A 24,443-nucleotide genomic window follows, 5' to 3' on the forward strand; every position below is an offset into this window, starting at 1 on the left:
GGTCCCGACAAAGCATGGTGGGTGGTTGCGGGCTCGTCTCGCGCCCTTCGGGCGCGAGACAGCCGGACACGGACACCCGGACCGCACCCTGACGACCCGGCCGAGCGGCTACACCATCCGGCGGGCCCCCGCGGACGGCACCGCCGTGAAGACCCGCGGCTCGCGGTGGCCGGCCGTGGCGAAGGCGGCGGCGATCGCCTCGGCGGTCTTCTTCGCGGCGGACTCCTCCACCAGCACGATCGCCGAACCGCCGAAGCCGCCCCCGGTCATGCGCGCGCCGAGGGCGCCCGCCTCCACACCGGCCGACACCACCAGGTCGAGTTCCGGGCAGGAGACCCTGAAGTCGTCGCGCAGCGAGGCGTGGCCCTCGGTCAGCACCGGCCCGATGGCGCGGGCGTCGCCGGTCTCCAGCAGTTCGACGACTCGCTGCACCCGGCGGTCCTCGGTCACCACGTGCCGTACCAGCGGCCGCAGTCCGGGTTCCTCGACGCGGGCGAGGGCCTCGTCGAGGCTCTCGTAGGGGATGTCCCGCAGCGCCTCGACGCCGAGCTGCGCCGCCGCCTCCTCGCAGCCCGCCCGCCGCTTGCCGTACTCGCCCTCGCTGTGGGCGTGGGTGACCCGGGTGTCGACGACGAGCAGCCGCAGGCCCTGGGAGGCCATGTCGAAGGGGATCTGGCGCTGCGACAGGTCGCGGGTGTCGAGCCACAGGGCGTGCCCCTCGGTGCAGCACGCCGAGGCGGTCTGGTCCATGATCCCGGTGGGCGCGCCCACGTAGACGTTCTCCGCGCGCTGGCAGAGCCGGGCGATCCGCCACCGCTCCAGGCCGAGGCCGTAGAGGTCGTTCAGGGCGACGGCGGTGACGACCTCCAGCGCGGCCGAGGAGGACAGCCCCGCCCCGGTGGGGACGGTGCTCTCGAAGTGGATGTCGGCGCCGGTGATCTCGTACCCGGCGTCGCGCAGCGCCCAGATGACGCCTGCGGGGTAGTCGGCCCAGCCGGCACCGCCGCCGGGTTCGAGTTCGTCGACGTGCAGTTCGACGACGCCGGCGGGGACGTCGGGCGAGCCGCTGTGCAGCCGCAGCCGGCCGTCGGCGCGGCGGGCGACCGCGGCGACCGTGGTGTGGGGCAGCGCGAAAGGCATCACGAAGCCGTCGTTGTAGTCGGTGTGCTCACCGATCAGGTTCACCCGGCCGGGGGCGGCCCAGACGCCCTCGGGGCCGGTGCCGTACGTGGCGCGGAAGCCGTCCTCGCTCACTTGCCGCCCTCCTGGTTCTGCAGGTCCTGCGCGAAGGTCCAGGCATCGCGGACGATCCCGTCGAGGTCGGTGCGCGAGGGACGCCAGCCGAGGCGCTCCTTGGCCCGCTCGGCGGAGGCGACCAGGACGGCCGGGTCGCCGCCGCGGCGCGGGGCGACGACCTCGGGGACGGGGTGACCGGTGACCCGGCGGACGGTCTCGATGACCTCGCGCACGGAGAAGCCGTTGCCGTTGCCGAGGTTGCAGATCAGGTGCTCGCCGGGAGCCGGCGCGTCGACGGCAAGCAGATGCGCCTCGGCCAGGTCGGCCACGTGGATGTAGTCGCGGACGCAGGTGCCGTCGGGGGTGGGGTAGTCGTCGCCGAAGACGGAGATCGCCTCCCGGCGGCCCTGGGCGACCTGCAGCACGAGCGGGATGAGGTGCGACTCGGGCGCATGACGCTCGCCGAACGCCCCGTAGGCGCCCGCGACGTTGAAGTAGCGCAGGGAGACCGCGGCCAGGCCGTGGGCGACCGCCTCGCTGGTGATCATGTGATCGACGGCGAGCTTGGAGGCGCCGTACGGGTTGGTCGGCAGCGTCGGGTCGTCCTCGGTGACCGGAACGGACTCCGGCTCGCCGTAGGTGGCGGCGGTGGAGGAGAAGACCAGGCGCCGCACCCCGGTGTCACGCATCGCCGTGAGCAGGTCCAGCGTGCCCGCCACGTTGTTGCGCCAGTACTTCTCGGGGTGGACGACGGACTCGCCGACCTGGGAGCTGGCGGCGAAGTGCAGCACCGCGTCGTAGGTGGCGTCGAGCACCTTCGCCGCGTCCTGGACCCGCCCCTCGACGAAGCCGGCGCCCTCGGGGACACCGTCCCGGAAGCCGGTGGACAGGTCGTCCAGGACGGTGACCCGGTGCCCCGCCTCCAGCAGATGGGCCGCCACGACGCTGCCGACGTAACCGGCGCCTCCGGTGACCAGAACCTTCTTCGTGCGAGGGTCGCTCACGGGGTCACAGCCTTTCTCGGGTTCGACTCGGGGCCACCGTAGCGGCGCCGGATGAACACGCGCCGGTGGTGGGGCATGGTGACGATCACAGGGGCGCCGCTCACGGGGAGGCGACCTCCCTCAGGCGGCTCGCGGCGGTCTCCGGCGGCACGTCGTTGATGAACACGCTCATGCCGGACTCGGAGCCCGCCAGGTACTTGAGCTTGCCCTTGGTGCGGCGGATCGTGAACAGCTCCAGGTGGAGCGCGAACTCCTCGCGCAGCGGGCTGGAGAGCGGCGCCTGGTGCCAGCCGGAGATGTACGGGGTCGGCGGCTCCGCTGCGGCGCCGGGCCGGTACGGGCCCTCGGGGCCGAAGAGCCGGTCGAAGCGGCGCAGCAGTTCCAGGTAGATCCCGGGGAACTCGGCGCGGGCCGCCTCGTCCAGGCCGGTCAGATCCGGCACCCTGTGCCGCGGGTAGAGGTGCACCTCGTACGGCCAGTGCGCGGAGTACGGCACGAACGCCGTCCAGTGCTCGCCCTCCAGGACGATCCGGCTGCCGTCCTCGCGCTCACGGGCCACGAGGTCGTCGAAGAGGTTGCGGCCGCCGGTGGCCTCGCGGTGCCGTTCCAGCGAACGCAGCATCAGCTCGGTGCGCGGTGTGGCGTGTGGGTAGCCGTAGATCTGGCCGTGCGGGTGGCCGAGGGTGACGCCGATCTCCTCGCCGCGGTTCTCGAAGCAGTAGACCTGCTCGACACCGGGCAGCCGGGAGAGTTCGGCCGTGCGGTCGGTCCAGGCGTCGAGCACCAGCCGTGCCTGCTCCGGGGTGAGGTCGGCGAACGACCCGTCGTGCCGGTCGGTGAAGCAGACGACCTCGCAACGGCCATGTTTTCCGGTGAGCGAGGGAAAGCGGTTCTCGAACACGGCCACGTCGTAGTGGTCGTCCGGGATCTCTCCCCCGAAGGGGGTGCCCCCAGAGCGCCCGTCCCTGGACGGGCAGAGCGGGCACTCGTCGGCGGGGGGGTGGTAGGTGCGGGTCTGACGGTGGGAGGCGATGGCGACGAAGTCACCGAGCAGCGGGTCCTGGCGGATCTCCGAGGCGCTGGTCACCGGGTCCAGCGGGCGGCGGTCGACGGCGTCGCGGGTCTCGTCGTCGCGCAGGTCGTAGTAGATCAGCTCGCGCCCGTCGGCGAGCCGGGTCGATGTCTTCTTCACCCTGCGGGCTCCTCACACCACGCCAGCAAACAGAATCAAACACAATGAATCACAAGGCAACAGCAACGTCAACGGAGGCCCCGTTGCGGGGAGTGATCAAACCACGCAAAACCTGACAGAAGGGCTACGGCAACCCAGCAGTGCGCTCGACTACTCGATCCTCGCGATCTGCTTCGTCGCCGTCCTCGGCATCGGATTCGCCGCCCGCCGCGCCGTCCGGACCGGCCTCGGCTTCTTCCTGTCCAGTCGGTCGCTGCCCGCCTGGGGCACCGGTCCGGCGTTCATCGCCGCCGACCCGTGTGCGACCGAGATCCTGGGGATGGCCGCCAACGGCGCGCGCTACGGGGCGTACACGGTGCACTGGTACTGGATCGGCGCCATTCTGGTGAATGCTGCGGAACCGACGCGCCGTCCCGCAGTCAGGGCGTGCGGGTCCCCGACGCGGACATCGCCAAGGCCCAGGGGATCAACATCGACCTCTGGACCGGGATCGGCATGCTGGTGCCGGGACTGCTCTTCCTCCTGTGGATGAAGCTCAGTCCCCCTCCTTCCCCGCACGATCCACGGGAGACGCCTGAGCCGGGATCGCACCGCCCGGGAGGTGGTGACCGACCCGGTCCAGCAGACCGGTGCGGGCGGCCAGCGCGGCGGCTTCCAGCCGGGAGCCCACCCCCAGCTTCATCAGCACCCGCTGCACGTGCGTACGGGCGGTGCTCGGCGCGATCCGCATGCCCGCCGCGATCAGCCGGGTGTCCTCGCCGTCCGCGACCCGCAACAGCACCTCGACCTCGCGCGGGGTGAGCATCTGCAGCAGCCTGGTGCCCTCGTCGTCCGGCTCGGCCACCGGATTGAGCAGCTCGGCGAACGCGCCCTGCAGCAGCCCGGGCGCCACGGCCACCTCGCCGGCGCGCGCCTTGGCCATCGCCCGCTCGACGCCCTCGATCCGCTCGTCGTGCCGTACGTAGCCGGACGCTCCGGCCGCGAACGCGGCGGCGATCCCCCGCGGGTTGGGCACCGGACCCAGGACCAGCACCGCGACCCCGGGCCGCTCCCGCTTGATGCGGACGACCGCGTCGAAGGCGCCCGGCTCGGCCGGCGCCGCCGTCCCGATCAGGCACACCTCGGGCGACCTGCTCAGCACGAGATCCGCCGCGCCCGAGGCGGGCGCGGCCGCCGCGAGCACCCGGTGCCCGCGCAGCTTCAGAGCCGAGGCGAGCGCCTCGGCCAGCAGACGATGATCGTCGACGACGACCAGCCGTACGCCCATGGGCGTCCCCCTCATCCCCCCATGGACTGGTGCGGGCCTGCCCACCGAGTCCAAGCCGGTCCCCCTCACATGCCGTGGCGAAGCCCGTCCGGCATACCGCCTGTGCCCCCGGCGGGCCCGGGCCATGCCCGGGAAGGTACACGCTTGTTCGACGCTTTGCGCCCCCTACTCGGCAGAAGCATCCCTAAATCCGCGTTATCTCCGAACATGGCCGACTTACGACCGGGTGTGCTTGTTCGAGGAGGTCAGCCGAAGGCGGCGATGGACCGGTCCGTCAGGTTGGCCGAGGCGGAGATGTGATCGGAGGTCAGGAAGAAGTGGTCCTTGTACAGCCACCGGCCCGAGTCGCTGTCGAGGAAGTCGTTCTCCAGGTCCTTGCCGCTCTCCGGCAGTTCCATGAACAGGGTGAAGCTGCGCGTCGCGGGATCGAGCCGCACCAGGCGGCCCGGCTTGGCGTAGGTGTTCTTCTGGTAGGCGACGACCTTGCCGCCGCTGACGCCCACGATCTTGAGCTCGCGCTCCTGGTCGGGCTTGGCGAGCCACTTCGGCTTGCCGGTGGTGAGGTCCAGCGCGGCGATCTCGTTCGTCTGGGAGTAGGAGGTGCCGCTGCCCGAGTGGGTCCTGGTGGGCAGGTAGATGGTCGTGCCGTCGACGGCGACGTTGGTGCACCGGTTGTCCTCGCAGTGGATGCGGTACGTGGCGTCCGCGCCGCCCGCGCCGAGCGAGATGCGGCTCTTCATCCTGCCGCCCTCCAGGTACACGATGTCGGTCATCGACGGGCTGCCCGCCGACAGCCCCACGACCACCGGGTCCGTGGAGATGACGCTGTACACCTCACTGCCGTTCGGCACCTGCCAGGACCACTTCTTGGCGCCGCCCTCGCCCAGGCCCTGGACGTACTCGTCACCGCCGAAGCCGCCGCACTCGACGACCGCGACCAGCGCGGCGCCGCCGTGGTAGCCCTTGTCGGTGCACTCCGAACCGGCCTTGGGCGTCCACAGCACCGCCCCGGTGCTGATCCTGTACGCGACCGAGCCGCCGATCCAGGAGACGGCCGCCGTGTCTCCCGTGAGCGCGATCTGCGGGTAGCTGTGCGAGGTCCGGCCGTTCGGGCTGGGCAGCTTCTTCGCCCACAGCTTCCTGCCCTGGGCGATGTCGACGGCGATCACGCTGTCGCAGTCCGTGCCGTACTGCAGCACCAGGCGGTCGCCGGCCGCCGACTCCGGTCCCGGGCAGGAATCCCCGTCCAGCGGGATCGACCAGTTCTCCTTGCCGCTGTCGATGTCGAAGGAACGCAGCGCGTCCGGCATCGTCTTCACGACGGCGTTGCCGGTGAACCAGGCCTCCGCCACCGGGGCGGTGATCTCGGCCTTGGGCGGCCGCACCGCCTTCTTGTCCCACAACGCGCGGGCCTTGAGCGGGCCGTCGCCGGCGGGCCGGCTGCTACCGCCCTTCGCCGGGGTGTCCGAGGGGTCGCCGTCGCCCGTGGTGGCCAGGAAGACGCCCGCGCCGACGACCAGGACCGCCGCGATCGCCGCCGCCGCGATCCCGGCCGCCTTGCCGCCGCCGCGCTTCGGCGGCTGCGGGTACGGCTGGTGGCCGTACCCGGGGAGCGGCTGGGTCGGTGCCTGGGCGTACGGGTTGGGGCCGTACGGGCCCGGCGGCGGGGGTGGCGGCTGCCGGCCCTGCGGCTGCACCGGCGGCTGGGCGTAGGGGTTGGGCTGCTGCGGCGGGTAACCGTACCGAGGCGGCTGCGGCCCGAATCCGGGCTGGTTGCCGGGAGGAGGCGGCGGCTGCGACATCAGCGGGCACCTTTCGGGGCACAGGTGTGCGGGGGCGGTCGGTGACCCTCTTTGTACCACCGGTCACGCACGGTTCCGCCCCCGCGCCCGAGGACCGTTACGGCACTGCTACCCGGCGACCTTCGGCGAGAGGTTCACCAGCAGGTGGACGTGGTTGGCCTCGCCGTTGAACTCGGACCAGTGACGACGCCCCGCGGGCGCGGGAGACCGCCCGTGGTGAGGGGCTGCCGTTCCCGACGACCGGCGATCCGCCGAAGCGGCTTCGCAGGCGGTGTCAGCCCGTGGAGCGCAGGTGGGACCGGGACTCGTCCCGGCACCGCGCGACGAAGCGGGAACCCACCCGAAGGGACCCACACAGCCCGTGTGGGTGCAGGCGAATGCCCGGCCTCCAGGCCGGGGAGAATGTCAGACCTCGTCGGCCAGCTCCAGCCAGCGCATCTCCAGTTCCTCGCGCTCGCCCGCCAGCGACCGCAGCTCCATGTCGAGTTCGGCCACCTTCTCGAAGTCGGTGGCGTTCTCGGCGATGGCGGCGTGCAGCTTGGACTCCTTCTCGCCGATCTTGTCCAACTGCCGCTCGATGCGCTGCAGTTCCTTCTTGGCCGTCCGGCTGTCGCCGCCGCCCTTGGGCTTGGCCGGGGCGGGCGCGGGGGCGGCGGCCTCGACGGCCGCCCGGCGCCGCTCCAGGTACTCGTCGATACCGCGCGGCAGCATGCGCAGGGTGGCGTCGCCGAGCAGGGCGAAGGTGCGGTCGGTGGTCCGCTCCAGGAAGTAGCGGTCGTGGGAGATGACCACCATCGAGCCCGGCCAGCCGTCGAGCAGGTCCTCCAGCTGGGTCAGGGTCTCGATGTCGAGGTCGTTGGTGGGCTCGTCGAGGAAGAGTACGTTGGGCTCGTCCATCAGCAGCCGCAGCAGCTGCAGCCGTCGCCGCTCACCACCGGACAGGTCGCCGACCGGGGTCCACTGCTTCTCCTTGGTGAACCCGAACTTCTCGCAGAGCTGACCCGCCGTCATCTCCCGGCCCTTGCCCAGGTCGACCCGTCCGCGCACCGACTCCACCGCCTGCAGCACCCGCAGCGCCGGGTCGAGCTCGGCGACCTCCTGCGACAGGTAGGCCAGCCGCACGGTCTTGCCGACCACCACCCTGCCGGCCACGGGCTGCTTCTCGCCCTCGCTGGCGGCGGCGTCCGCGAGCGCCCGCAGCAGGGACGTCTTGCCGGCGCCGTTGACGCCGACCAGGCCGATCCGGTCGCCGGGGCCCAGCTGCCAGGTCAGGTGCTTCAGCAGCACCTTCGGCCCGGCCTGCACGGTCACGTTCTCCAGGTCGAAGACGGTCTTGCCGAGCCGGGTCGTCGCGAACTTCATCAGCTCGGCGTCGTCGCGCGGCGGCGGCACGTCGGCGATCAGCTCGTTGGCCGCCTCGATGCGGAACCGCGGCTTGCTGGTGCGGGCGGGGGCGCCGCGACGCAGCCAGGCCAGCTCCTTGCGCATCAGGTTCTGCCGCTTGACCTCCTCGGTAGCGGCGATCCGCTCGCGCTCGGCGCGGGCGAAGACGTAGTCGCTGTAACCACCCTCGTAATCGTGGACGTCACCGCGCTGCACGTCCCACATGCGGGTGCAGACCTGGTCCAGGAACCATCGGTCGTGGGTCACGCACACCAGGGCCGAGCGGCGCGCCCGCAGATGGCCCGCGAGCCAGGAGATGCCCTCGACGTCGAGGTGGTTGGTGGGCTCGTCGAGCACGATCAGGTCCTGCTCGGCGATCAGCAGCTTCGCCAGCGCGATCCTGCGGCGCTCGCCTCCGGACAGCGGCCCGATCACCGTGTCCAGCCCCTGCGGGAAGCCGGGCAGGTCCAGCCCGCCGAAGAGCCCGGTGAGCACGTCCCGGATCTTCGCGTCGCCGGCCCACTCGTGGTCCGCGCGGTCGCCGACCACCTCGTGCCGGACGGTCGCCCGCGGGTCGAGGCTGTCGTGCTGCGTCAGTACGCCCAGCCGCAGGTCCGAGGTGTGCGTCACCCGCCCGGTGTCCGGCCCTTCCAGCTTCGCCAGCATCCGGATCAGGGTCGTCTTCCCGTCGCCGTTGCGGCCGACCACACCGATGCGGTCGCCCTCCGATACGCCGAGCGAGATCCCGTCCAGCAGGGTGCGCGTTCCGTACACCTTGCTGACGGACTCGACGTTGACCAAGTTAAGTGCCACAGGTGCTGTGCTCCCAAGGGCTACGGACGACCGACTCCCTCAGCCTAGTCGCCGCCGGCCGGATGCCGGCCGGCCGAGACCTCACATCGAACACCTGTACCACTCGGCGGAGCCCACTGACCGGACAGTGAGACGCCACGTTCGCGTGGCATTCTTGATTCCAGCCGAAGCTATGGCAGTCGAAAAGGGGAGCGTCGCTGTGAGTATCGCGCTGCCGCCATGGATGTACCCGCCCCGGGACAGCGGCTGGGAGGCCGACGACCTGGACCTGCTCCCAGCCGACGCCCCGCGTCACATCGAGCTGCTGGACGGAGCGCTGATCTTCAACATGGCCCCCCAGCGCAGCTGGCACGACCGGGTGATCCGCCGACTCACCGCCGCGCTGGAAAGCGTCGCCCCCGTGGACTGGACCGTCGAAGCGCAGATGACCGTGAAGCTCAATCGACGCAGCCGTCCGGAGCCCGACATCATCGTCGCCTCGGTGCCCTACGCGCCGGAGCGCACCCGATTCCTCCCGGAAGAGGTCGAGTTGGTGGTCGAGGTGGTGTCCGCCGAGTCCGAGGACCGGGACCGACGCTACAAGCCGGGCCTCTACGCTGACGCAGGCATCCGCCATCTCTGGCGCGTCGAGGACGAGAACGGCCTCCCCGCGGTTCACACCTACGAGCTGGACGACACCACCCGGGCCTATGTGGCCACCGGTGTGCATCGCGACCGGCTGGACACCCCCGTCCCGTTCCCTGTCTCCATCGATGTCAAGGATCTGGTGCGCTAGTTGTTCTGCGCCAGTTCTGTCCGGCCGGTCATACGACCGGCTCGCCCGTTTCCAGGGCGTCGGCCTTTCTCGTCAGGTCTGCTGCGACATCATCCCAATCCGGGCCGTGCATCCAGAGGCTCTCGGCAGCCTCTCGCATGAGCGTCGGCTCGTCCGGCCGCTGCAACAGCACCAGCCGATAGGCCAGATTCCGGACCCAGACCGGCAGACGCCCGTCGACAATGTGCGGACAGAGCTCACGCAGCATGGCGAGGATCGAATCCGCGTCAGCGAAGGTCAGCTCTTCGACGAAGTTGCGCTCTCGGTGTTCGAGACCGCACTCCGGCGTGGGTCGGTACTCGTCTCCGTAGAGGCACCGCGCGTGCTCCGTCAGGGTGCTGTGCATGGCCCACCCGGCACGGAGCATCTTTCTTTCGTCCGCGCCTCGACGTTGACCAGGTTGACGGCCATGGGACTCCTGTCACTACGAAAGAACGACCTCCCAGAGTAGTGCGGCCGCGTCACCCGCTGGGCCTGACCGCCCCTCGGGCACCCCTGCGGGTGGGGGCATCCCCGGGCCGCGCGGGAGCGGCAGCGGCAGCGGGTGCTGCGATCAGCGTGGCGTCGCGGTGATCGCCCACCGTACACAGCCGCAGCTATGTACAGTCTTCACATGGATACGTATCCGCTCGTGGAAGCCCGCAACCAGCTCGGACAGCTCGTCGGCCGCGTCCGGCACGGGCACGAACACATCCTGATCAGCGAGTACGGCAAACCCGCCGCCGCTCTCATCCCGATAAGCGAACTCGAGGAACTCCAGCGTCTGCGCGAGGCGGCGGACGCGGCCGAGGCGGCGGGACGCGAATCCGCTCCCACAGGCCCGGCGATGACGCATGACGAGTTCATTGCCCTGTTGGAGAACGAGGATCGTCAGGCCGAGGCCTCCTGACCCACACCGTCGTCTGGCAGCACCGGGCCATGGACGAATTCCGGCGCCTGCGTTCCGTTGATCCGGTGGGCGCCAAGGCAGGCGCCGCTGCCGTCAGGGACCTGGCCCGTGAACCGCGTCCCCGAGCGGCACGCGCCCTGGGGGACTCCGGGTACTGGTGGTTGTCCGTGGGCGACTGGCGGGTTCTGTACCGGCCGGAGGCCGAGGCCGTCACCGTCCTCATCGTCAAGATCGGCCGTGTGGGCTGACGTCCGGCTCGCAAACCGACGCATACCCGCCCCGTGGACGCGGGCGCTCAGACCACGGTCGCGCCCCGCGCGGGGCCGGTGGTGACCCGGACCGCGCGGCAGGTTCCGGAGGCGGCGAGGGCGCCGGCGACGGCGTGCGCGGACTCGGCGTCCTTGGCGAGGAAGGCGGTGGTGGGCCCGGAGCCCGAGACCAGGGCGGCCAGGGCGCCGGCCTCGGTGCCCGCGGCCAGGGTCGCGGCCAGCGAGGGCCGCAGGGACAGCGCGGCGGGCTGCAGGTCGTTCGCCAGGGCGCCGGCGAGGGCGACGGCATCACCAGCGCGCAGCGCCTCGACCAGGGCCGCGGACGCCTCCGGCTCCGGCACCGCCGCGTCGCCGCGCAGCCGGTCGCACTCGCGGTAGACCTCGGGGGTGGACAGGCCGCCGTCGGCGACTGCGAAGACCCAGTGGAAGGCGCCGCCGGTCTCCAGCGGCTCCAGCAGTTCGCCGCGGCCCCGGCCGAGGGCGGCCCCGCCGACCAGGCTGAAGGGGACGTCGCTGCCGAGCTCGGCGCAGATCGCGAGCAGCTCCTCGCGGCTCGCGCCGGTGCCCCACAGCGCGTCGCAGGCGACGAGGGCGCCCGCCGCGTCGGCGCTGCCGCCGGCCATGCCGCCCGCGACGGGGATGTCCTTGGCGATGTGGATGTGGACGCGCGGCTCCAGGCCGTGCCGCGCGGCGAGCGCGATCGCGGCGCGGGCGGCGAGATTGCTCGCGTCCGCCGGGACCTGGCCGGCGTCCGGTCCGGCGACCGTGATCAGCAGCTCGTCGGCGGGAGTGACGGTGACCTCGTCGTACAGGCCGACGGCGAGGAAGACGTTCGCCAGGTCGTGGAAACCGTCGGGGCGCGGCCCGCCCACCGCGAGCTGGACGTTGACCTTGGCGGGCACGCGGACGGTAACGGGCGCGGGGCTGCGGGTCACGGCGCGGTTCTCCTCGGTGCGTGGGTCGTGCGGTGTGCGGCGCGCGGGTCGTACGGGGACGGTAACGCGCCGGGCGCGGCGGCGCCCCCATTGTGCCCCCTGCTAGCGCCGGGGGACGCCGGCCCCGCCGTGCTCGGCGATCGCCGCGAACTCCTCCACGGTCAGCGCCTCACCGCGCGCCTGCGGCGAGACCCCCGCGGCCACCAGCGCCTCCTCGGCGGCGGCGGCCGAGCCCGCCCAGCCGGCCAGCGCCGCCCGCAGCGTCTTGCGGCGCTGCGCGAAGGCGGCGTCCACGACCGCGAAGACCTGCTCGCGGGTGGCGGTGGTGCGGAGCGGTTCCTTGCGGCGGACCAGCGAGACCAGCCCGGAGTCCACGTTCGGGGCGGGCCAGAAGACGTTGCGGCCGATCGCCCCGGCCCGCTTCACCTCCGCGTACCAGGCGGCCTTCACCGAGGGCACCCCGTACACCTTGGAACCGGGACCGGCGGCCAGCCGGTCGGCGACCTCGGACTGCACCATGACCAGCGTGCGCTCGATGCTCGGGAAGGTCGCGAGCATGTGCAGCAGCACCGGGACGGCCACGTTGTACGGCAGGTTGGCCACCAGCGCCGTGGGCGGCGGACCGGGCAGTTCCTCGACGCGCAGCGCGTCACGGTGCACGAGCGCGAAGCGGCCCGCGCGGTCCGGCAGGCGGGCTGCGACGGTCGAGGGGAGGGCCGCGGCCAGCACGTCGTCGATCTCCACCGCGGTGACGCGCTCGGCCACCTCCAGCAGCGCCAGCGTGAGCGAGCCCAGCCCCGGACCGACCTCGACGACCACGTCGTCGGGCCGGACGTCCGCGGTGCGTACGATCCGGCGCACCGTGTTCGCGTCGATGACGAAGTTCTGGCCGCGTTGCTTGGTGGGGCGCACGCCCAGCGCGGCGGCCAGCTCACGGATGTCGGCGGGGCCGAGCAGGGCGTCGTCGGCGGGACCGGAGTGGTCGGTGGTGCTCACCGCTCAAGGGTATCCGGGGCCGGCCGCGCCTTTGCCGGGCTACGAGTAGAGCTTGCGGCCGCACACCGGCCAGGGGCTGGCGCCGCGCTGGATGTACAGGCGCTTGGCGCGGTACGTCTGCTCCTTGGCCGAGGCGTCCTGGGGGCGGCCGCGGCCGCCCAGGTTGCGCCAGGTGCGCCGGTCGAACTGGTAGAGACCGCCGTAGGTGCCGGAGGCGTCCACCGCGTTCGGCCGCCCGCCCGCCTCGCACTGGCCGAGCGCCTTCCAGTTGAGGTGGTCGGCTCCCTCGACACTGTCCGGGAGCGGCTTGGTGCCGACGCGCACGACTTGCCGCACGGGCTCGCGCAGCACCTCCTCGGAGATGCGCCGAGGCTTCTGCCGGACCCCGTCGACCGTCCGGTACGCGTACATGACGCGGCGCAGCCCGTTCCTGCCCCGGGTGTCGACGGCGGTGGTGCCCTCGAACAGCGAGGGGTCCTTCCTCCGCTCGACGGGGAAGGGCACCGGCTCCTCGTGGACCTCGTCGTGGCCGCGGATGCGCATGACGGAGATCGTCTGGCCCTCGCGCGGAAAGCTGTCGGGGTCGACGGAGGTGGCGTCCAGGCCGTGCAGCGCGATGCCGGCGTCGCGCAGCGCCTCGCCGACGGTGGCGGCGTTGGTGCGGACGGGCCGTTCGTGGCCGTCGGCCAGGAAGGTCACCTGGCGTTCGGTGCGGACGTCCAGCTCCAGCCCGTGCCGCCCGATGGCCTCGCCGCGGGAGGCGGACAGGTAGGCGCCGTCCGCGCGCACGCCGAGCTGGCGCAGGGCGCCGTCGACGGTGCCGGCCGTGGTCCAGATCCGCCGGGGCCTGCCGTCGAGGGTGAGCGCGACCGGGCGGCCGAAGCGGACGGCCACGGTGTCGCCGTCCTGCAGCGCCGCGTCGGGGCCGGGGGCGACGATGTCGTGGTCGCCGACCTCGATGCCCTGGCGCTGCAGCAGTTCCTCGACGCTCCCGGCGAAGGTGTGCAGGGTGCGCGGCTGACCGTCCACGCTGAGCTGCACCGCCTTGCCCCCGGCCAAGTAGACGGTGCTGCCGCCCGCCAGGCACGCGACGACCAGGGCCCGGGGCAGCAGCATGCTCAGCGCGTCGGGGCGACGCGTGGCGCGCCTGCGCCGCGCCGCCGCGCGCCCCGGACGCGGCTCGACGTCCCCGGCGGCGGGGGCCGTGCCCGGTGTCCCGCGGTTGGGGCCGTTCGCGGAGGACCGAGTCCCGGCCCGCGTCGTGCCCGCCTTGCTCCTGTTGCTCACGGCGTACCTCCGGCCCGGTCCGATTCGGACCGAACCGGGACCATAGCGGAGAATTCATCACTCTCCCAAGCCGCTTGGTCACGACGTGTCGCCGAACGGGTGGCCCGCGACGGCGCTCGCGGCCGTGGTCAGCGCGGCCCTGCCCCGCCCACGGCGATGACCGTTCCACCGGCCGGGCGTCCGGAATCGGACACCCGGCGTTACGCCGACCGCGCGACGCGGGTGGGGGCAGGCGACGCCGCGTCAGTAGCCGAAGGCGCGGGCCGTGTTGGCCCCGATGGCGGCCGCCAGCTCGTCCTCGGCGGCGCCCCGGGCGGCGGCCATGGCCCGCACGGTGACCGGTATCAGGTACGGGGCGTTGGGGCGGCCGCGGTGCGGTACGGGGGTGAGGAAGGGCGCGTCGGTCTCGACCAGCAGGAGCTCGGCCGGGGCGACGGCGACCGCGTCGCGCAGGTCCTGGGCGGACTTGTACGTGACGTTGCCGGCGAAGGACATGTAGTAGCCCTTGTCGGCGCAGACCTTGGCCATCTCCGCGTCACCGGAGTAGCAGTGGAAGACGACGGTGCCGGGCGCGCCCTCCTCGTCGAGGATGCGCAGCACGTCGGCGTGGGCCTCGCGGTCGTGGATGACCAGGGCCTTGCCGTGCCGTTTGGCGATGTCGATGTGGCGGCGGAAGGAGTACTGCTGGGCCTCGACTCCCTCGGGCCCGGTGCGGAAGTAGTCCAGCCCGGTCTCGCCGACGCCGCGCACCTGGGGCAGCGCGGCGAGGGCGTCGATCTCCGCGAGCGCGGCGTCCAGCGCGGGCAGGCCGCCCGCCTCGCGGGACCCCTGTCGCGACCAGTTGTCCGGATCCCCGTGGACGATCCTGGGGGCCTCGTTGGGATGGAGGGCGACGGCCGCCCAGACGGCCTCGTACGCCCCGGCGGTGCGCGCCGCCCAGTGGGAGCCGTCGACGTCGCAGCCCACCTGGACCACGGTCGTCACACCGACGGACGCCGCCTTCGCCAGCGCCTCCTCGACACTGCCCTCCTGCATGTCGAGGTGGGTGTGCGAGTCCGCCACCGGGACCGCGAGCGGTTCGGGGAGGGGAGGGGCGGCGGACGCGTCCTTGTTCCGGCGCCGGCTCTGGCTCTGGCTCTGGTTGTGCTCGGGCATGCCCCGATCCTAGGCGGGGGCGCGGCGGCTACCGGGCGTCCCTCCTGCGGTGCAGCAGGTTGCGGGGCGACCAGTGCCGCGCCCGGCGCTCGGCCTCCTCCACGGCCGGCGCGGCCGGCACCCGGCGCATGTCCGACGCCGCGGGCAGGGGGCCGGCGGTCGCGGTGGCCGACCAGGACCCGGCGACATCGGAGACCTGTCCTGCCCGCATGATGCGGACCTTGTGGCTCTCGCACTCCACGCACGTCGGCCGGGTCAGCGGGGACGGCACGCGCTTGCCGTCCGCCATGTACCAGACGACCTCGCGACCCTGTGCGTCGACGTGGTGCTCGATCTCGTACGCCTGCTCCCATCCGCGCCCGCAGCTGGTGCAGACGAAGGCGTACGCCTCACGAACCGTGCCATCGGTTCCGATGGTCTCGCTCATGGCAGCTCCTGATGCCCTCCGGACGAGGCGTCCGGAGCGGGACTTCCCTCTATCAGCGAACGCCCGGGAAGGCGCCGGCGACAGCGGCGGTGCCCTTTCTTGAGCCAGTTTTGGGGAGTGTGTGACGTGGGGCCGAGCAGGCGGCCCAGGTTTTTCCCTCTCCCACGATAGGACTTTGCACCGTGCCGTGTTTAGCCGGTCGCGGGCTGCTTCGCGGCGTGCTTCGCGGACACCACCGCGTCGAAGACCTCCCGCTTGGGCAGCCCCGCCTCCGTCGCCACGGCCGCGATCGCCTCCTTGCGGCGCTCCCCCGCCTCCTCGCGGACCCGGACCCGGCGCACCAGCTCGGCGGCGTCCAGTTCCTCCGGCCCGGTCTCCGGGGCGCCCTCGACGACGATCGTGATCTCCCCGCGCACCCCTTCGGCGGCCCAGGCCGCCAGCTCCTCCAGGGGACCGCGCCTGACCTCCTCGTAGGTCTTGGTCAGCTCGCGGCAGACGGCGGCCCGGCGCCCGGCGCCGAAGGCCTCGGCCATCGCCGCGAGGGTCTCGGCGAGGCGGTGCGGGGCCTCGAAGTACACCAGGGTGCGCCGCTCCCCGGCGGCCTCGCCCAGCCGGGCGCGCCGCTCGCCCGCCTTGCGGGGCGGGAAGCCCTCGAAGCAGAAGCGGTCCACGGGCAGGCCGCTGAGGGCGAGCGCGGTCAGCACGGCGGACGGGCCCGGGACGGCCGTCACCCGGATGTCGCGCTCCACGGCCGCGGCGACCAGCCGGTAGCCGGGGTCGGAGACCGAGGGCATGCCGGCGTCGGTGACGAGCAGCACCCGGGCGCCCTCCTCCAGGGCCGTGACCAGCTCCGGGGTGCGGGCCGACTCGTTGCCCTCGAAGTACGACACGACCCGGGCGGTGGTGGTCACCCCCAGGGACTGGGTGAGCCGGCGCAGCCGCCGGGTGTCCTCGGCGGCGATCACATCGGCCCCGGCCAGCTCCGCGGAGAGCCGGGGCGGGGCGTCGGCGACGTCGCCGATGGGGGTCCCTGCGAGTACGAGTACGCCTGCGGCCGGTCCTGCGGAGCTAGTCACCGCCCCAGTCTCCCACCCGCGGCGTATACCCCCGGTTGGCCCGGTCCTCAGCGCATACACATGCGGCTTCCCTACGATGGCCCGGTGACGAGTGACACCGCGACGCATGCGCACCGGGTCGAGGACGCACCGAAGGCCGCGGAGGAGCAGAGCCCCTGGCAGCGGCAGCTTCGCCGCTACGGCTACGCGGACCGCCCCCGCTCCGACCTGCGCGAGCGCCTGGTACCGCCGTTCCCCGAGCCGGGGACGCGGGCGTGGGCGGCGCTCGGCGTGGGGAAGGCGACGGCGTACCGGCTCGCCCGCTGGACGGGCTGGGGCGGCCCGCTGCTCGTGGCGCTCTTCGCGGGCCTGCTGCGGTTCTGGAACCTGGGCAGCCCGCACGCGGTGATATTCGACGAGACGTACTACGCGAAGGACGCCTGGTCGCTCCTGCAGTACGGCTACGAGGGCAGCTGGCCGGACAAGGCCAACGACCTGATCCTCGCGAACCCACCCTCCGTCCCGCTCTCCGACGCCCCCTCGTACGTGGTGCACCCGCCGGTCGGCAAGTGGGTGATCGCCTCCGGTGAGTGGATCTTCGGGCTGAACCCCTTCGGCTGGCGCTTCGCCATGGCGGTGCTCGGCACGCTGTCGGTGCTGATGCTCTGCCGGATCGGCCGCCGGCTCTTCCGCTCCACGGCGCTGGGCTGCCTGGCGGGCGGCCTGATGGCGGTGGACGGCCTGCACTTCGTGATGAGCCGCGTCGCCCTGCTCGACCTCGTCGTCATGTTCTTCGTGCTGGCCGCCTTCGGCTGCCTGCTGATCGACCGCGACCGCGCGCGGGCGCGGCTCGCCGCCGCCCTGCCCGGGGGCCGCCCGGACGACCACGTCGCCTCCTTCACCTGGCTGGGCGTGCGCCCGTGGCGGATCGCGGCCGGGATCTGCCTGGGCCTGGCCGCGGGCACCAAGTGGAACGGCCTGTACGTGCTGGCGTTCTTCGGCGTCCTCACCGTGCTGTGGGACGTCGGCGCCCGCCGGGTGGCGGGGGCCCGCTACCCCCGGCTCACCGCGTTCTGGCTGGACGGGCTGTGGGCGGCGTTCAGCATGGTCGGGGTCGCCGTCGTCACGTACCTGCTGTCCTGGCTCGGCTGGTTCACCACCGGCAAGGGCTACGACCGCGACTGGGCCAAGGGCGACGGCGGCTTCCTGTCGGACTCCTGGGCGGCGCTGCGCAGCCTGTGGCACTACGAGTCACAGGTCTACGACTTCCACGTCAACCTGCACTCCCCGCACACCTACCAGTCCAACCCCTGGAGCTGGCTGGTCCTGGGCCGGCCGGTGTCGTACTTCTACGAGTCCCCCAGGCTCGGCGAGGACGGCTGCACCGCGGCCGGCGGCTGCGCCCGCGAGGTGCTCGCCATCGGCACCCCGCTGCTGTGGTGGGCCGGGTGCTTCGCCCTGCTGTACGTCCTGTACCGCTGGATCTTCCGCCGCGACTGGCGCGCCGGCGCGATCGCCTGCGGCATCGCGGCCGGTTACCTGCCGTGGTTCCGCTACCAGGAGCGGACGATCTTCCTCTTCTACGCGGTCGTCTTCGTGCCGTTCCTCTGCCTCGCGGTCACGATGATGCTCGGCGCGATCCTCGGTCCCCCCGGCTCCAGCGAACGCCGCCGCATGTGGGGCGCGGTCGGCGCGGGGATCCTGGTCCTGCTGATCGTCTGGAACTTCATCTACTTCTTCCCGCTCTACACCGGGCAGACCATCCCCATGGACGCCTGGCGCGACCGCATGTGGCTCGACACCTGGATCTGACCGGCCCCCCCCGCGCGCCGGGGCCGCACCACGGGCGGCCCCGGCAGCGCACCGCGGGAGGCCCTCACCACGCTCCCTGCCGTGCCGGAGCGGCCGGTTCCGCCGGAAGGCCAGGGCCGGGCGACCGGTGGGCGTTCCGATGGCGTCGATGGTCGCGTGGTGGTGAGGCACTTCCTGGTGACGGCCGGTGATCCGGCGCGGCGGACCGACGCAGCCGAGCTGACCCCCCGGACGCGCCGGCGGGCGGCGTCCGGTCCCCACGTTCGACCGCATTCGCGCCGCCCTGCGGACCTGGGAGCCGGACGCCTGCGTCCCGGCGCCGGCCGAGGGGAAGCGCCGGTGGTGGCGGGGCCGCTGACCTGGCCGGCGACGGTTTGCAGGGGGACGAGCACGGACCTAGCGTGAACCCCGAGGGAAATATCACCTATGTCCGCCCCCGATCGCAGCGTGCCCGGTCAGGCGTCGGCGCTCCACAGCGTCGGCGCGGCTTTGGCGGTGGTCGACGCGGACGGCGTGCTCGTCCGCTGGACCGAGGTCGCGCAGCGGCTGCTGGGGTACCCGGCGGCGGACGTCCTCGGCAGACCGGCCTCGGTGCTGCTGGTCGCCCCGGGGGACGGGCCGGCGGGGTTCACCGACGAGTGGAGCGGACCGGCCGCGCTGCGGCACCGCAGCGGCGGGCGGCTGGACGTGGACCTGCGGGTGACCGGGCTGTCCGGCGCGTCCGGCGCGATGGACTGGCTGGTCGCGACGGCCGGGGTGCCCGCGTCCGTACTGGAGTCGGCCGCGGAGCTGTGCCCCTTCCCGATGGCGATCTGGGACAGCGACCTGCGCACCGCCTGGCTGAACGACGCCCTGGCCGAGCACTTCGGCCTCTCCCGCGAGGAGCGTCTGGGCCGGCACCTGGACGAGTCACCGCTCTACGCGAACACCGAACAGGTCGAGGGACTGCTGCGCGAGGTCCTGGAGAGCGGCGAACCGGTGATCGACCGGGAGCTGAGCCAGCTGGACCGGATGCGGCACCGGGCGTACGCGCTCTCCGCCTTCCGCATCGAGGACGTGCGAGGCGGCTTGCCGGGCGTCTGCTCGGTCAACGTGGACGTCACCGAGAGCCGGCGGGCCAGGGACCGCATGACCGTGCTCGGTCGCGCGGCGACCAGCATCGGGACCAACCTGGACGTCCTGCAGACCGCGCAGGACCTCGCCGATCTGCTGGTGCCGCTGCTCGCCGACTACGCGACGATCGACCTCGCGGAGTCGGTGCGCCTCGGCGACGCCCCGCTCACCCGGCTCGGCCCGCTGGAGGGCGGCAACGTCCCCGTCTTCCACCGGGCGGGGATCGCCTCCGTCCACGACGACTTCCGCGAGTCGCTCTACGCGCGCGGCAGCCCCGTATTCGTCCCCCCGCACTCGCCGTTCGTCAAGGTGCTGTGCTCCGGCCGGACGTACATGGAGGCGGAGCTGGACACCGAGCCCGGCACGTGGCTGGAGGAGGACCCGCAGCGGCTGCAGCAGGTCCTCGGGCTCGGGATGCACAGCCTGCTGATCCTGCCCGTCCACGCGCGGGACGAGATCCTCGGTGTCGCCGTGCTCGTCCGCAGCCAGAACCCCACGCCGTTCGACGAGAACGACCGGACGCTCGCGGAGGAACTGGTCAGCCGGGCCGCGCTCAGCCTGGACAACGCCCGCCGCTACACGCGCGAGCACACCATGGCCCTGACGCTGCAGCGCAGCCTCCTCCCGCGCAACCCGAGCGCCGGGTTCTCCCTGGAGACGATCTGGCGCTACCTCCCGGCGGACACGCAGGACGGGGTGGGCGGCGACTGGTTCGACGTGATCCGGCTGTCCGGCGCCCGGGTGGCCCTGGTCGTCGGGGACGTCGTGGGGCACGGCCTCAACGCCGCCGCGGCCATGGGGCGGATCCGCACGGCGGTGAGCACCCTCGCCGGTCTGGAGCTGCCGCCCGACCGGCTGCTGTCCGCGCTGGACGACCTCGTCGTCCGGCTGGGCATCGAGGACTTCGACGAGGAGTCGCCCGCCGCCGGCATCCTCGGTGCCACCTGCCTGTACTCGGTCTACGATCCCATCGACGAGCGGCTGACCATCGCCCGGGCCGGGCATCCGCCGCCGGTGATCATCACCCCCGACGGCACGGCGGCCTTCCCGGAGATCCCCTCCGGGGCGCCCCTCGGCGTGGGGCTGCGGTCCTTCCCCTCGGTCGACCTGGAGCTGCCCGCGGGGAGCGTGATCGCCCTGTACACCGACGGGCTCGTCGAGACCCGGGACGGTGACATCGACGACGGGCTGGAGCGCCTGCGGACCGCGCTCAGCCGGCCGCCGGGCGCCTCGCTGAAGGACCTGTGCGCCGCGGTGGTCGACCTGCTGCCCGAGCGCGGGCAGGACGACGACGTCGCACTGCTGCTCGCCAGGACCTGCCGGCTGAGCGCCGACCGGGTGTTCATCGTCGAGGTCCCCGCCGAGCCGGCCGCGGTCGGGCGTGTACGGGCCGAGGCGGTCCGGCAGTTGTCCGCCTGGGGGCTGGACCGGGTGCGGGCGACCGCCGAGCAGATCGTCGGGGAGCTGCTGGCCAACGCCGTCCGGCACGGGACGGGACCCGTGCGGCTGCGGCTGGTCCGGCACATGACGCTGGCCTGCGAGGTGTTCGACGCCAGTCCGGGCCCCCCGCTGCCGCGCCACCCCGGCGCCACCGACGAGGGCGGCCGGGGCCTGGTGATCGTCGCGGAGCTGAGCACGCGGTGGGGTTTCCGCAGGACCCGGGAGGGCAAGATCGTCTGGGCGGAGCTGACCCTCACGGACGAGGAGCGGCTCCCGCCCGGGCCGGGGCGGTGACCCGCCGCGAGGCGGTCCCGGCCGGCGACTTTCCCGGGCGATGGCGAGCATGTGCCGAAGCTGTGACCGGGTGGACCGCCCCCGGCCCCCTCCGTCCCGTAGAGTGCGCTTGCGTCGCCTGTTTTTTGAACACGTTCAGGGGGATCACGGGGAGGGTTCGGTGCCATGCGCCGAGGAGTGAAGCTGGGGATCGCCGCCACGCTGACCGCGGGACTCGTGGGGACCGCGGGGTACGGGGCGTACAACATCTACAACGGACTGAGCGGGGGCGGCGGTTTCTCCGCGAAGGCCACCCCGGTCGAGACCGGTCCGCCGACCGCGGCGGAGGTGAAGGAGACCGCCGCGGACTTCCTGGCCGCGTGGGCCAAGGGGGACACCACCGCGGCCGGGGCGCTCACCAACGACGCGGCGACGGCCTCCGAGGACCTGGCCGCCTACCGGCGGCAGGCGCGTGTCACCCGTGTGCGGCTGACGCCCGGCCCGGCCCAGGGAACCGTGGTGCCGTTCAAGGTCGTGGCCTCGCTCTCCTACAAAGGCAAATCCTCCACCTGGACGTACTCCTCGGCCCTCACGGTCTTCCGCGGCGAGACCACCCACCGCCCCCTGGTCGACTGGGAACCGTCGGTGCTGCACCCGAAACTGACGGAGGGTCAGTCCCTGGAGACCGGTGAGGCCGCCTCGCCGCCGGTGGTCGTCGTCGACCGCAACGGCAAGGAGCTCGACGCCGACGCCTACCCGTCCCTGGCCTCCGTCCTGCCCCAACTGCGCGAGCGCTACGGCGCGAAGCTCTCCGGCGGCAAACCGGGCATCGAGACCTGGGTGAACGGCGCCGACGGCGCGGGACAGACGCTGCACGTGATCACGAAGGGCACGGCCGCCAAGCTCCCCACCACCTTGGACGCGCGCCTCCAGAAGGCCGCGGAGCAGGGGGTCAAGGGCACAGGCCAGTCGTCGGTCGCGGCGGTCAAGGCGAGCACGGGCGAGATACTCGCCTTCGCCAACAACCCGGCGAGCGACAACAACAACGCCTTCAACGCGCAGGTCGCCCCCGGCTCCACCTTCAAGGTCGTCACCGCCACCGCCCTGCTGGAGAAGGGCGTGTCGCCGGGGACCCCGGCGCCGTGCCCGGCGACCGCGAACCACGACAACGGCAAGATGTTCCACAACGTGGAGAGCTCCTCCGACCCGTCGGCCACCTTCCAGCGGGACTTCGCCATCTCCTGCAACACCGGCTTCATCAAGCTCGCCGGCCGGCTCGACGAGTCCTCGGTCCCCTCGGTCGCCCAGCGCTACTACGGCTTCGGCCAGACCTGGAACGTCGGCGTCCCGGCCTGGGACGGCCGGGTCCCCGGCGGCCCGGGCGACGAGATGACGGAGGAGATGATCGGCCAGGGCCAGATACAGATGAGCCCGCTCAACATGGCCTCCGTCGCCGCGACCGTGCAGAACGGCGCGTTCCGCCAGCCGCGGCTGGTGGCCGCGGACCTGATCGAGGGGTCCCTGGCCAAGGCGGGCAGCGGCCTCCCGTCCGGCGTGCGGACCGACCTCAAGTCGATGATGCGGTTGACCGCGTCGAGCGGTACCGCCGCCGGGGCGATGCGCGGGGTCTACGGGGACGTCGGCGCCAAGACCGGCTCCGCGGAGGTCGGCGGCCAGGACCAGCCCAACGGGTGGTTCGTCGCCTACCGGGGTGACGTCGCGGCCGCCGGGATGGTCCTGGAGGGCGGGCACGGCGGCGACTCCGCCGGGCCGATCGTGGCCTCGGTGCTCAAGGCCTCCTCGTGACCCGCCGGCAAATGGCTTGGCACCCCGGCCCCGCCGGGGGCTAGCGTGCTGCTCATGTCGACTTCAGCCGCAGCTCATCCCCGGTTCGCCGAGGCGCTCACCGCGCTGGGACTCCAGGTGCCGGTCCGCGCCTTCCCGGACGCGGCCCGCACCGCGGCGCAGGCCGCCGCGGCGATCGGCTGCGAACTCCGACAGATCGTCAAGTCCCTGATCTTCGCGGCTGACGGGGTCCCGGTGCTGGTGCTGATGGACGGCGCGTCCCGGGTCGACGTGGAGCGGGTCCGCGCGGAACTCGGCGCGGCGGAGGTACGGCGGGCCGACGCGGACCTGGTGCGCGCGGTCACGGGGTACGCCATCGGCGGCGTACCCCCCTTCGGGCACCGCACGCGGACCACCGTCCTCGCCGACCGGGGGCTGCTGGCGCACGGAACCGTGTGGGCGGCCGCCGGCACCCCGCACACGGTCTTCCCCATGGCGCCCGCCGAACTGGTCGGGCACGCCGGGGCGACCCTCGCCGACGTCCGCGAACGCACCGCGTGACGCCGCTGATAGCGGCGGGCGTCCTGCTCGCGGCGGTCACCCACGCGGCCTGGAACGCCATCGCCCACGGCATCCGCGACCAGCTCGTCGCGTTCACCCTGGTCGGAGGCGGCGGAGCGATCTGCGGCGCGGCGATCGCCGGGTTCGCGCCGCTCCCCGCGGCGGACGCCTGGCCCTACCTGGCCGCGTCGGTGGGGATCCACATGGCGTACATGTACCTGCTGATGAAGTCCTTCACGCTGGGCGACTTCGGGCAGGTCTACCCCATCGCGCGCGGTGTCGCCCCGATGGTGGTGACGCTGCTGGCGGCGGTGTTCGTGGGCGAGGTGCCGGACGCCCTGCAGACCGCGGGCGTCGTGGTCGCTTCCGCCGGGCTCGGCGGGGCCGCCCTGTGGGGCATGCGCGGCCGCCGCAAGGACTGGCCGGCGGTCGGCGCGGCCGTCGGCACCGGCCTGACCATCGCGGTGTACACCGTGGTCGACGGCGTCGGGGTCCGCGCCTCCGGCACCGCCCTGGGGTACGTCGCCTGGCTCCTGCTCATCCAGGGCGTCCTGCTCGTGTGCTGCGCCCTCGCGGTGCGCCGCGCCGCGCTCCTGGCGCAACTGCGCCCGGTCGCCGCCCGCGGGCTCCTCGGCGGGGCGCTGTCCGTGTCCGCGTACGGCCTCGTCCTGTGGGCCCAGACGCGGGGCGACCTCGCCCCGATCGCGGCCCTGCGGGAGACCTCCATCATCGCGGGGGCGGTCATCGGGGCGGTCTTCTTCAAGGAGCGGCTGGGGCGCCCGCGGGTGGTCGCGGCGCTTGTGGTGGTGGCGGGCATCGGGCTGATGCTCCACGCGTGACGGGGACTTTCGTCCCCGGCGCCGTCGTGGTCGCGGTCGCGGTTCCTCCCCCGCCGCGGGCGCAACGACCCGCACACGACAACGGCGCCGCACAGA

Annotated in this window: 21 protein-coding genes and 1 pseudogene; 9 read left to right on the forward strand and 13 right to left on the reverse strand. The window is 72.9% G+C overall.

Annotated elements, in window-relative coordinates; genetic code table 11:
* Positions 1–108: 108 nt before the first annotated feature.
* From galK to galT, 3 genes are all read right to left on the reverse strand, one after another.
* Positions 109–1,254 carry a galactokinase gene (gene galK, locus ACRWNP_RS28965; RefSeq protein WP_431966473.1) on the reverse strand — a complete coding sequence of 382 codons (1,146 nt, stop codon included), beginning with the start codon at positions 1,252–1,254 and terminating at the stop codon, positions 109–111.
* Complete coding sequence (gene galE / locus ACRWNP_RS28970) at positions 1,251–2,240, reverse strand: UDP-glucose 4-epimerase GalE (RefSeq protein WP_431966475.1); 990 nt, start codon at positions 2,238–2,240, stop codon at positions 1,251–1,253. Before galE ends, galK begins: the two co-directional genes overlap by 4 nt.
* Before the next feature lie 100 nt (positions 2,241–2,340).
* Positions 2,341–3,432 carry a galactose-1-phosphate uridylyltransferase gene (galT, locus tag ACRWNP_RS28975; RefSeq protein WP_431966477.1) on the reverse strand — a complete coding sequence of 364 codons (1,092 nt, stop codon included), beginning with the start codon at positions 3,430–3,432 and terminating at the stop codon, positions 2,341–2,343.
* A gap of 112 nt (positions 3,433–3,544) precedes the next feature.
* On the opposite strand from galT, the pseudogene ACRWNP_RS28980 reads away from it, so the two are divergent.
* Positions 3,545–3,814, forward strand: a pseudogene (locus tag ACRWNP_RS28980) (Na+/galactose cotransporter); the annotation flags it as partial.
* Between the two features lie 153 nt (positions 3,815–3,967).
* On the opposite strand, the gene ACRWNP_RS28985 reads toward ACRWNP_RS28980, so the two are convergent.
* From ACRWNP_RS28985 to ACRWNP_RS28995, 3 genes are all read right to left on the reverse strand, one after another.
* Complete coding sequence (locus ACRWNP_RS28985) at positions 3,968–4,699, reverse strand: helix-turn-helix transcriptional regulator (RefSeq protein ID WP_431966572.1); 732 nt, start codon at positions 4,697–4,699, stop codon at positions 3,968–3,970.
* A gap of 245 nt (positions 4,700–4,944) precedes the next feature.
* The gene (locus ACRWNP_RS28990) at positions 4,945–6,501 is read right to left on the reverse strand and encodes a PQQ-binding-like beta-propeller repeat protein (RefSeq protein WP_431966479.1); all 1,557 of its coding nucleotides are present in this window, start codon (positions 6,499–6,501) and stop codon (positions 4,945–4,947) included.
* Positions 6,502–6,906: 405 nt separating this feature from the next.
* Positions 6,907–8,697: an ABC-F family ATP-binding cassette domain-containing protein gene (locus ACRWNP_RS28995; RefSeq protein ID WP_431966481.1), complete on the reverse strand. Its 1,791-nt coding sequence runs from the start codon at positions 8,695–8,697 to the stop codon at positions 6,907–6,909.
* Between the two features lie 199 nt (positions 8,698–8,896).
* Between ACRWNP_RS28995 and ACRWNP_RS29000 the strand changes: the two genes are divergently transcribed.
* Complete coding sequence (locus ACRWNP_RS29000) at positions 8,897–9,472, forward strand: Uma2 family endonuclease (RefSeq protein WP_431966483.1); 576 nt, start codon at positions 8,897–8,899, stop codon at positions 9,470–9,472.
* Between the two features lie 28 nt (positions 9,473–9,500).
* On the opposite strand, the gene ACRWNP_RS29005 is transcribed toward ACRWNP_RS29000, so the two are convergent.
* The gene (locus ACRWNP_RS29005; RefSeq protein ID WP_431966485.1) at positions 9,501–9,857 is read right to left on the reverse strand and encodes a hypothetical protein; all 357 of its coding nucleotides are present in this window, start codon (positions 9,855–9,857) and stop codon (positions 9,501–9,503) included.
* 267 nt (positions 9,858–10,124) lie between these two features.
* Here ACRWNP_RS29005 and ACRWNP_RS29010 point away from each other — a divergent pair, with 267 nt between their 5' ends.
* The gene (locus ACRWNP_RS29010; protein WP_431966487.1) at positions 10,125–10,400 is read left to right on the forward strand and encodes a type II toxin-antitoxin system Phd/YefM family antitoxin; all 276 of its coding nucleotides are present in this window, start codon (positions 10,125–10,127) and stop codon (positions 10,398–10,400) included.
* Positions 10,397–10,648 carry a type II toxin-antitoxin system RelE family toxin gene (locus ACRWNP_RS29015; RefSeq protein WP_431966574.1) on the forward strand — a complete coding sequence of 84 codons (252 nt, stop codon included), beginning with the start codon at positions 10,397–10,399 and terminating at the stop codon, positions 10,646–10,648. The genes ACRWNP_RS29010 and ACRWNP_RS29015 overlap by 4 nt, the downstream gene beginning before the upstream one ends.
* 47 nt (positions 10,649–10,695) lie before the next feature.
* Here ACRWNP_RS29015 and ACRWNP_RS29020 read toward each other — a convergent pair whose 3' ends face one another.
* The 6 genes from ACRWNP_RS29020 to rsmI all read right to left on the reverse strand — a co-directional run bounded on the left by ACRWNP_RS29020 (position 10,696) and on the right by rsmI (position 16,545).
* Entirely contained in the window at positions 10,696–11,604 is a 909-nt protein-coding gene (locus tag ACRWNP_RS29020; protein ID WP_431966489.1) for a 4-(cytidine 5'-diphospho)-2-C-methyl-D-erythritol kinase, read from the reverse strand.
* Positions 11,605–11,706: 102 nt separating this feature from the next.
* A complete protein-coding gene (gene rsmA, locus ACRWNP_RS29025; protein ID WP_431966491.1) occupies positions 11,707–12,600 on the reverse strand; it encodes a 16S rRNA (adenine(1518)-N(6)/adenine(1519)-N(6))-dimethyltransferase RsmA in 894 nt (297 codons plus the stop codon).
* A gap of 39 nt (positions 12,601–12,639) precedes the next feature.
* The gene (locus tag ACRWNP_RS29030) at positions 12,640–13,887 is read right to left on the reverse strand and encodes a ubiquitin-like domain-containing protein (protein WP_431966493.1); all 1,248 of its coding nucleotides are present in this window, start codon (positions 13,885–13,887) and stop codon (positions 12,640–12,642) included.
* Between the two features lie 243 nt (positions 13,888–14,130).
* Positions 14,131–15,042: a TatD family hydrolase gene (locus tag ACRWNP_RS29035; RefSeq protein ID WP_431966495.1), complete on the reverse strand. Its 912-nt coding sequence runs from the start codon at positions 15,040–15,042 to the stop codon at positions 14,131–14,133.
* Between the two features lie 28 nt (positions 15,043–15,070).
* Positions 15,071–15,469, reverse strand: a complete 399-nt coding sequence (locus ACRWNP_RS29040) for a hypothetical protein (RefSeq protein WP_431966497.1) — start codon at positions 15,467–15,469, stop codon at positions 15,071–15,073.
* Positions 15,470–15,660: 191 nt separating this feature from the next.
* The gene (gene rsmI / locus ACRWNP_RS29045) at positions 15,661–16,545 is read right to left on the reverse strand and encodes a 16S rRNA (cytidine(1402)-2'-O)-methyltransferase (protein ID WP_431966499.1); all 885 of its coding nucleotides are present in this window, start codon (positions 16,543–16,545) and stop codon (positions 15,661–15,663) included.
* A 60-nt stretch (positions 16,546–16,605) separates the two neighbouring features.
* Between rsmI and ACRWNP_RS29050 the strand changes: the two genes are divergently transcribed.
* From ACRWNP_RS29050 to ACRWNP_RS29070, 5 genes are all read left to right on the forward strand, one after another.
* The gene (locus ACRWNP_RS29050; RefSeq protein WP_431966501.1) at positions 16,606–18,336 is read left to right on the forward strand and encodes a dolichyl-phosphate-mannose--protein mannosyltransferase; all 1,731 of its coding nucleotides are present in this window, start codon (positions 16,606–16,608) and stop codon (positions 18,334–18,336) included.
* A 426-nt stretch (positions 18,337–18,762) separates the two neighbouring features.
* Positions 18,763–21,183 carry a SpoIIE family protein phosphatase gene (locus ACRWNP_RS29055; protein ID WP_431966503.1) on the forward strand — a complete coding sequence of 807 codons (2,421 nt, stop codon included), beginning with the start codon at positions 18,763–18,765 and terminating at the stop codon, positions 21,181–21,183.
* 165 nt (positions 21,184–21,348) lie between these two features.
* The gene (locus ACRWNP_RS29060; RefSeq protein ID WP_431966505.1) at positions 21,349–22,968 is read left to right on the forward strand and encodes a penicillin-binding transpeptidase domain-containing protein; all 1,620 of its coding nucleotides are present in this window, start codon (positions 21,349–21,351) and stop codon (positions 22,966–22,968) included.
* Between the two features lie 54 nt (positions 22,969–23,022).
* Positions 23,023–23,508 carry a YbaK/EbsC family protein gene (locus ACRWNP_RS29065; protein WP_431966507.1) on the forward strand — a complete coding sequence of 162 codons (486 nt, stop codon included), beginning with the start codon at positions 23,023–23,025 and terminating at the stop codon, positions 23,506–23,508.
* The gene (locus tag ACRWNP_RS29070) at positions 23,505–24,347 is read left to right on the forward strand and encodes an EamA family transporter (protein ID WP_431966509.1); all 843 of its coding nucleotides are present in this window, start codon (positions 23,505–23,507) and stop codon (positions 24,345–24,347) included. Before ACRWNP_RS29065 ends, ACRWNP_RS29070 begins: the two co-directional genes overlap by 4 nt.
* Positions 24,348–24,443: the final 96 nt, after the last annotated feature.

It is taken from the genome of Actinacidiphila sp. bgisy160, from assembly GCF_965342435.1.
Classification (GTDB): domain Bacteria; phylum Actinomycetota; class Actinomycetes; order Streptomycetales; family Streptomycetaceae; genus Actinacidiphila.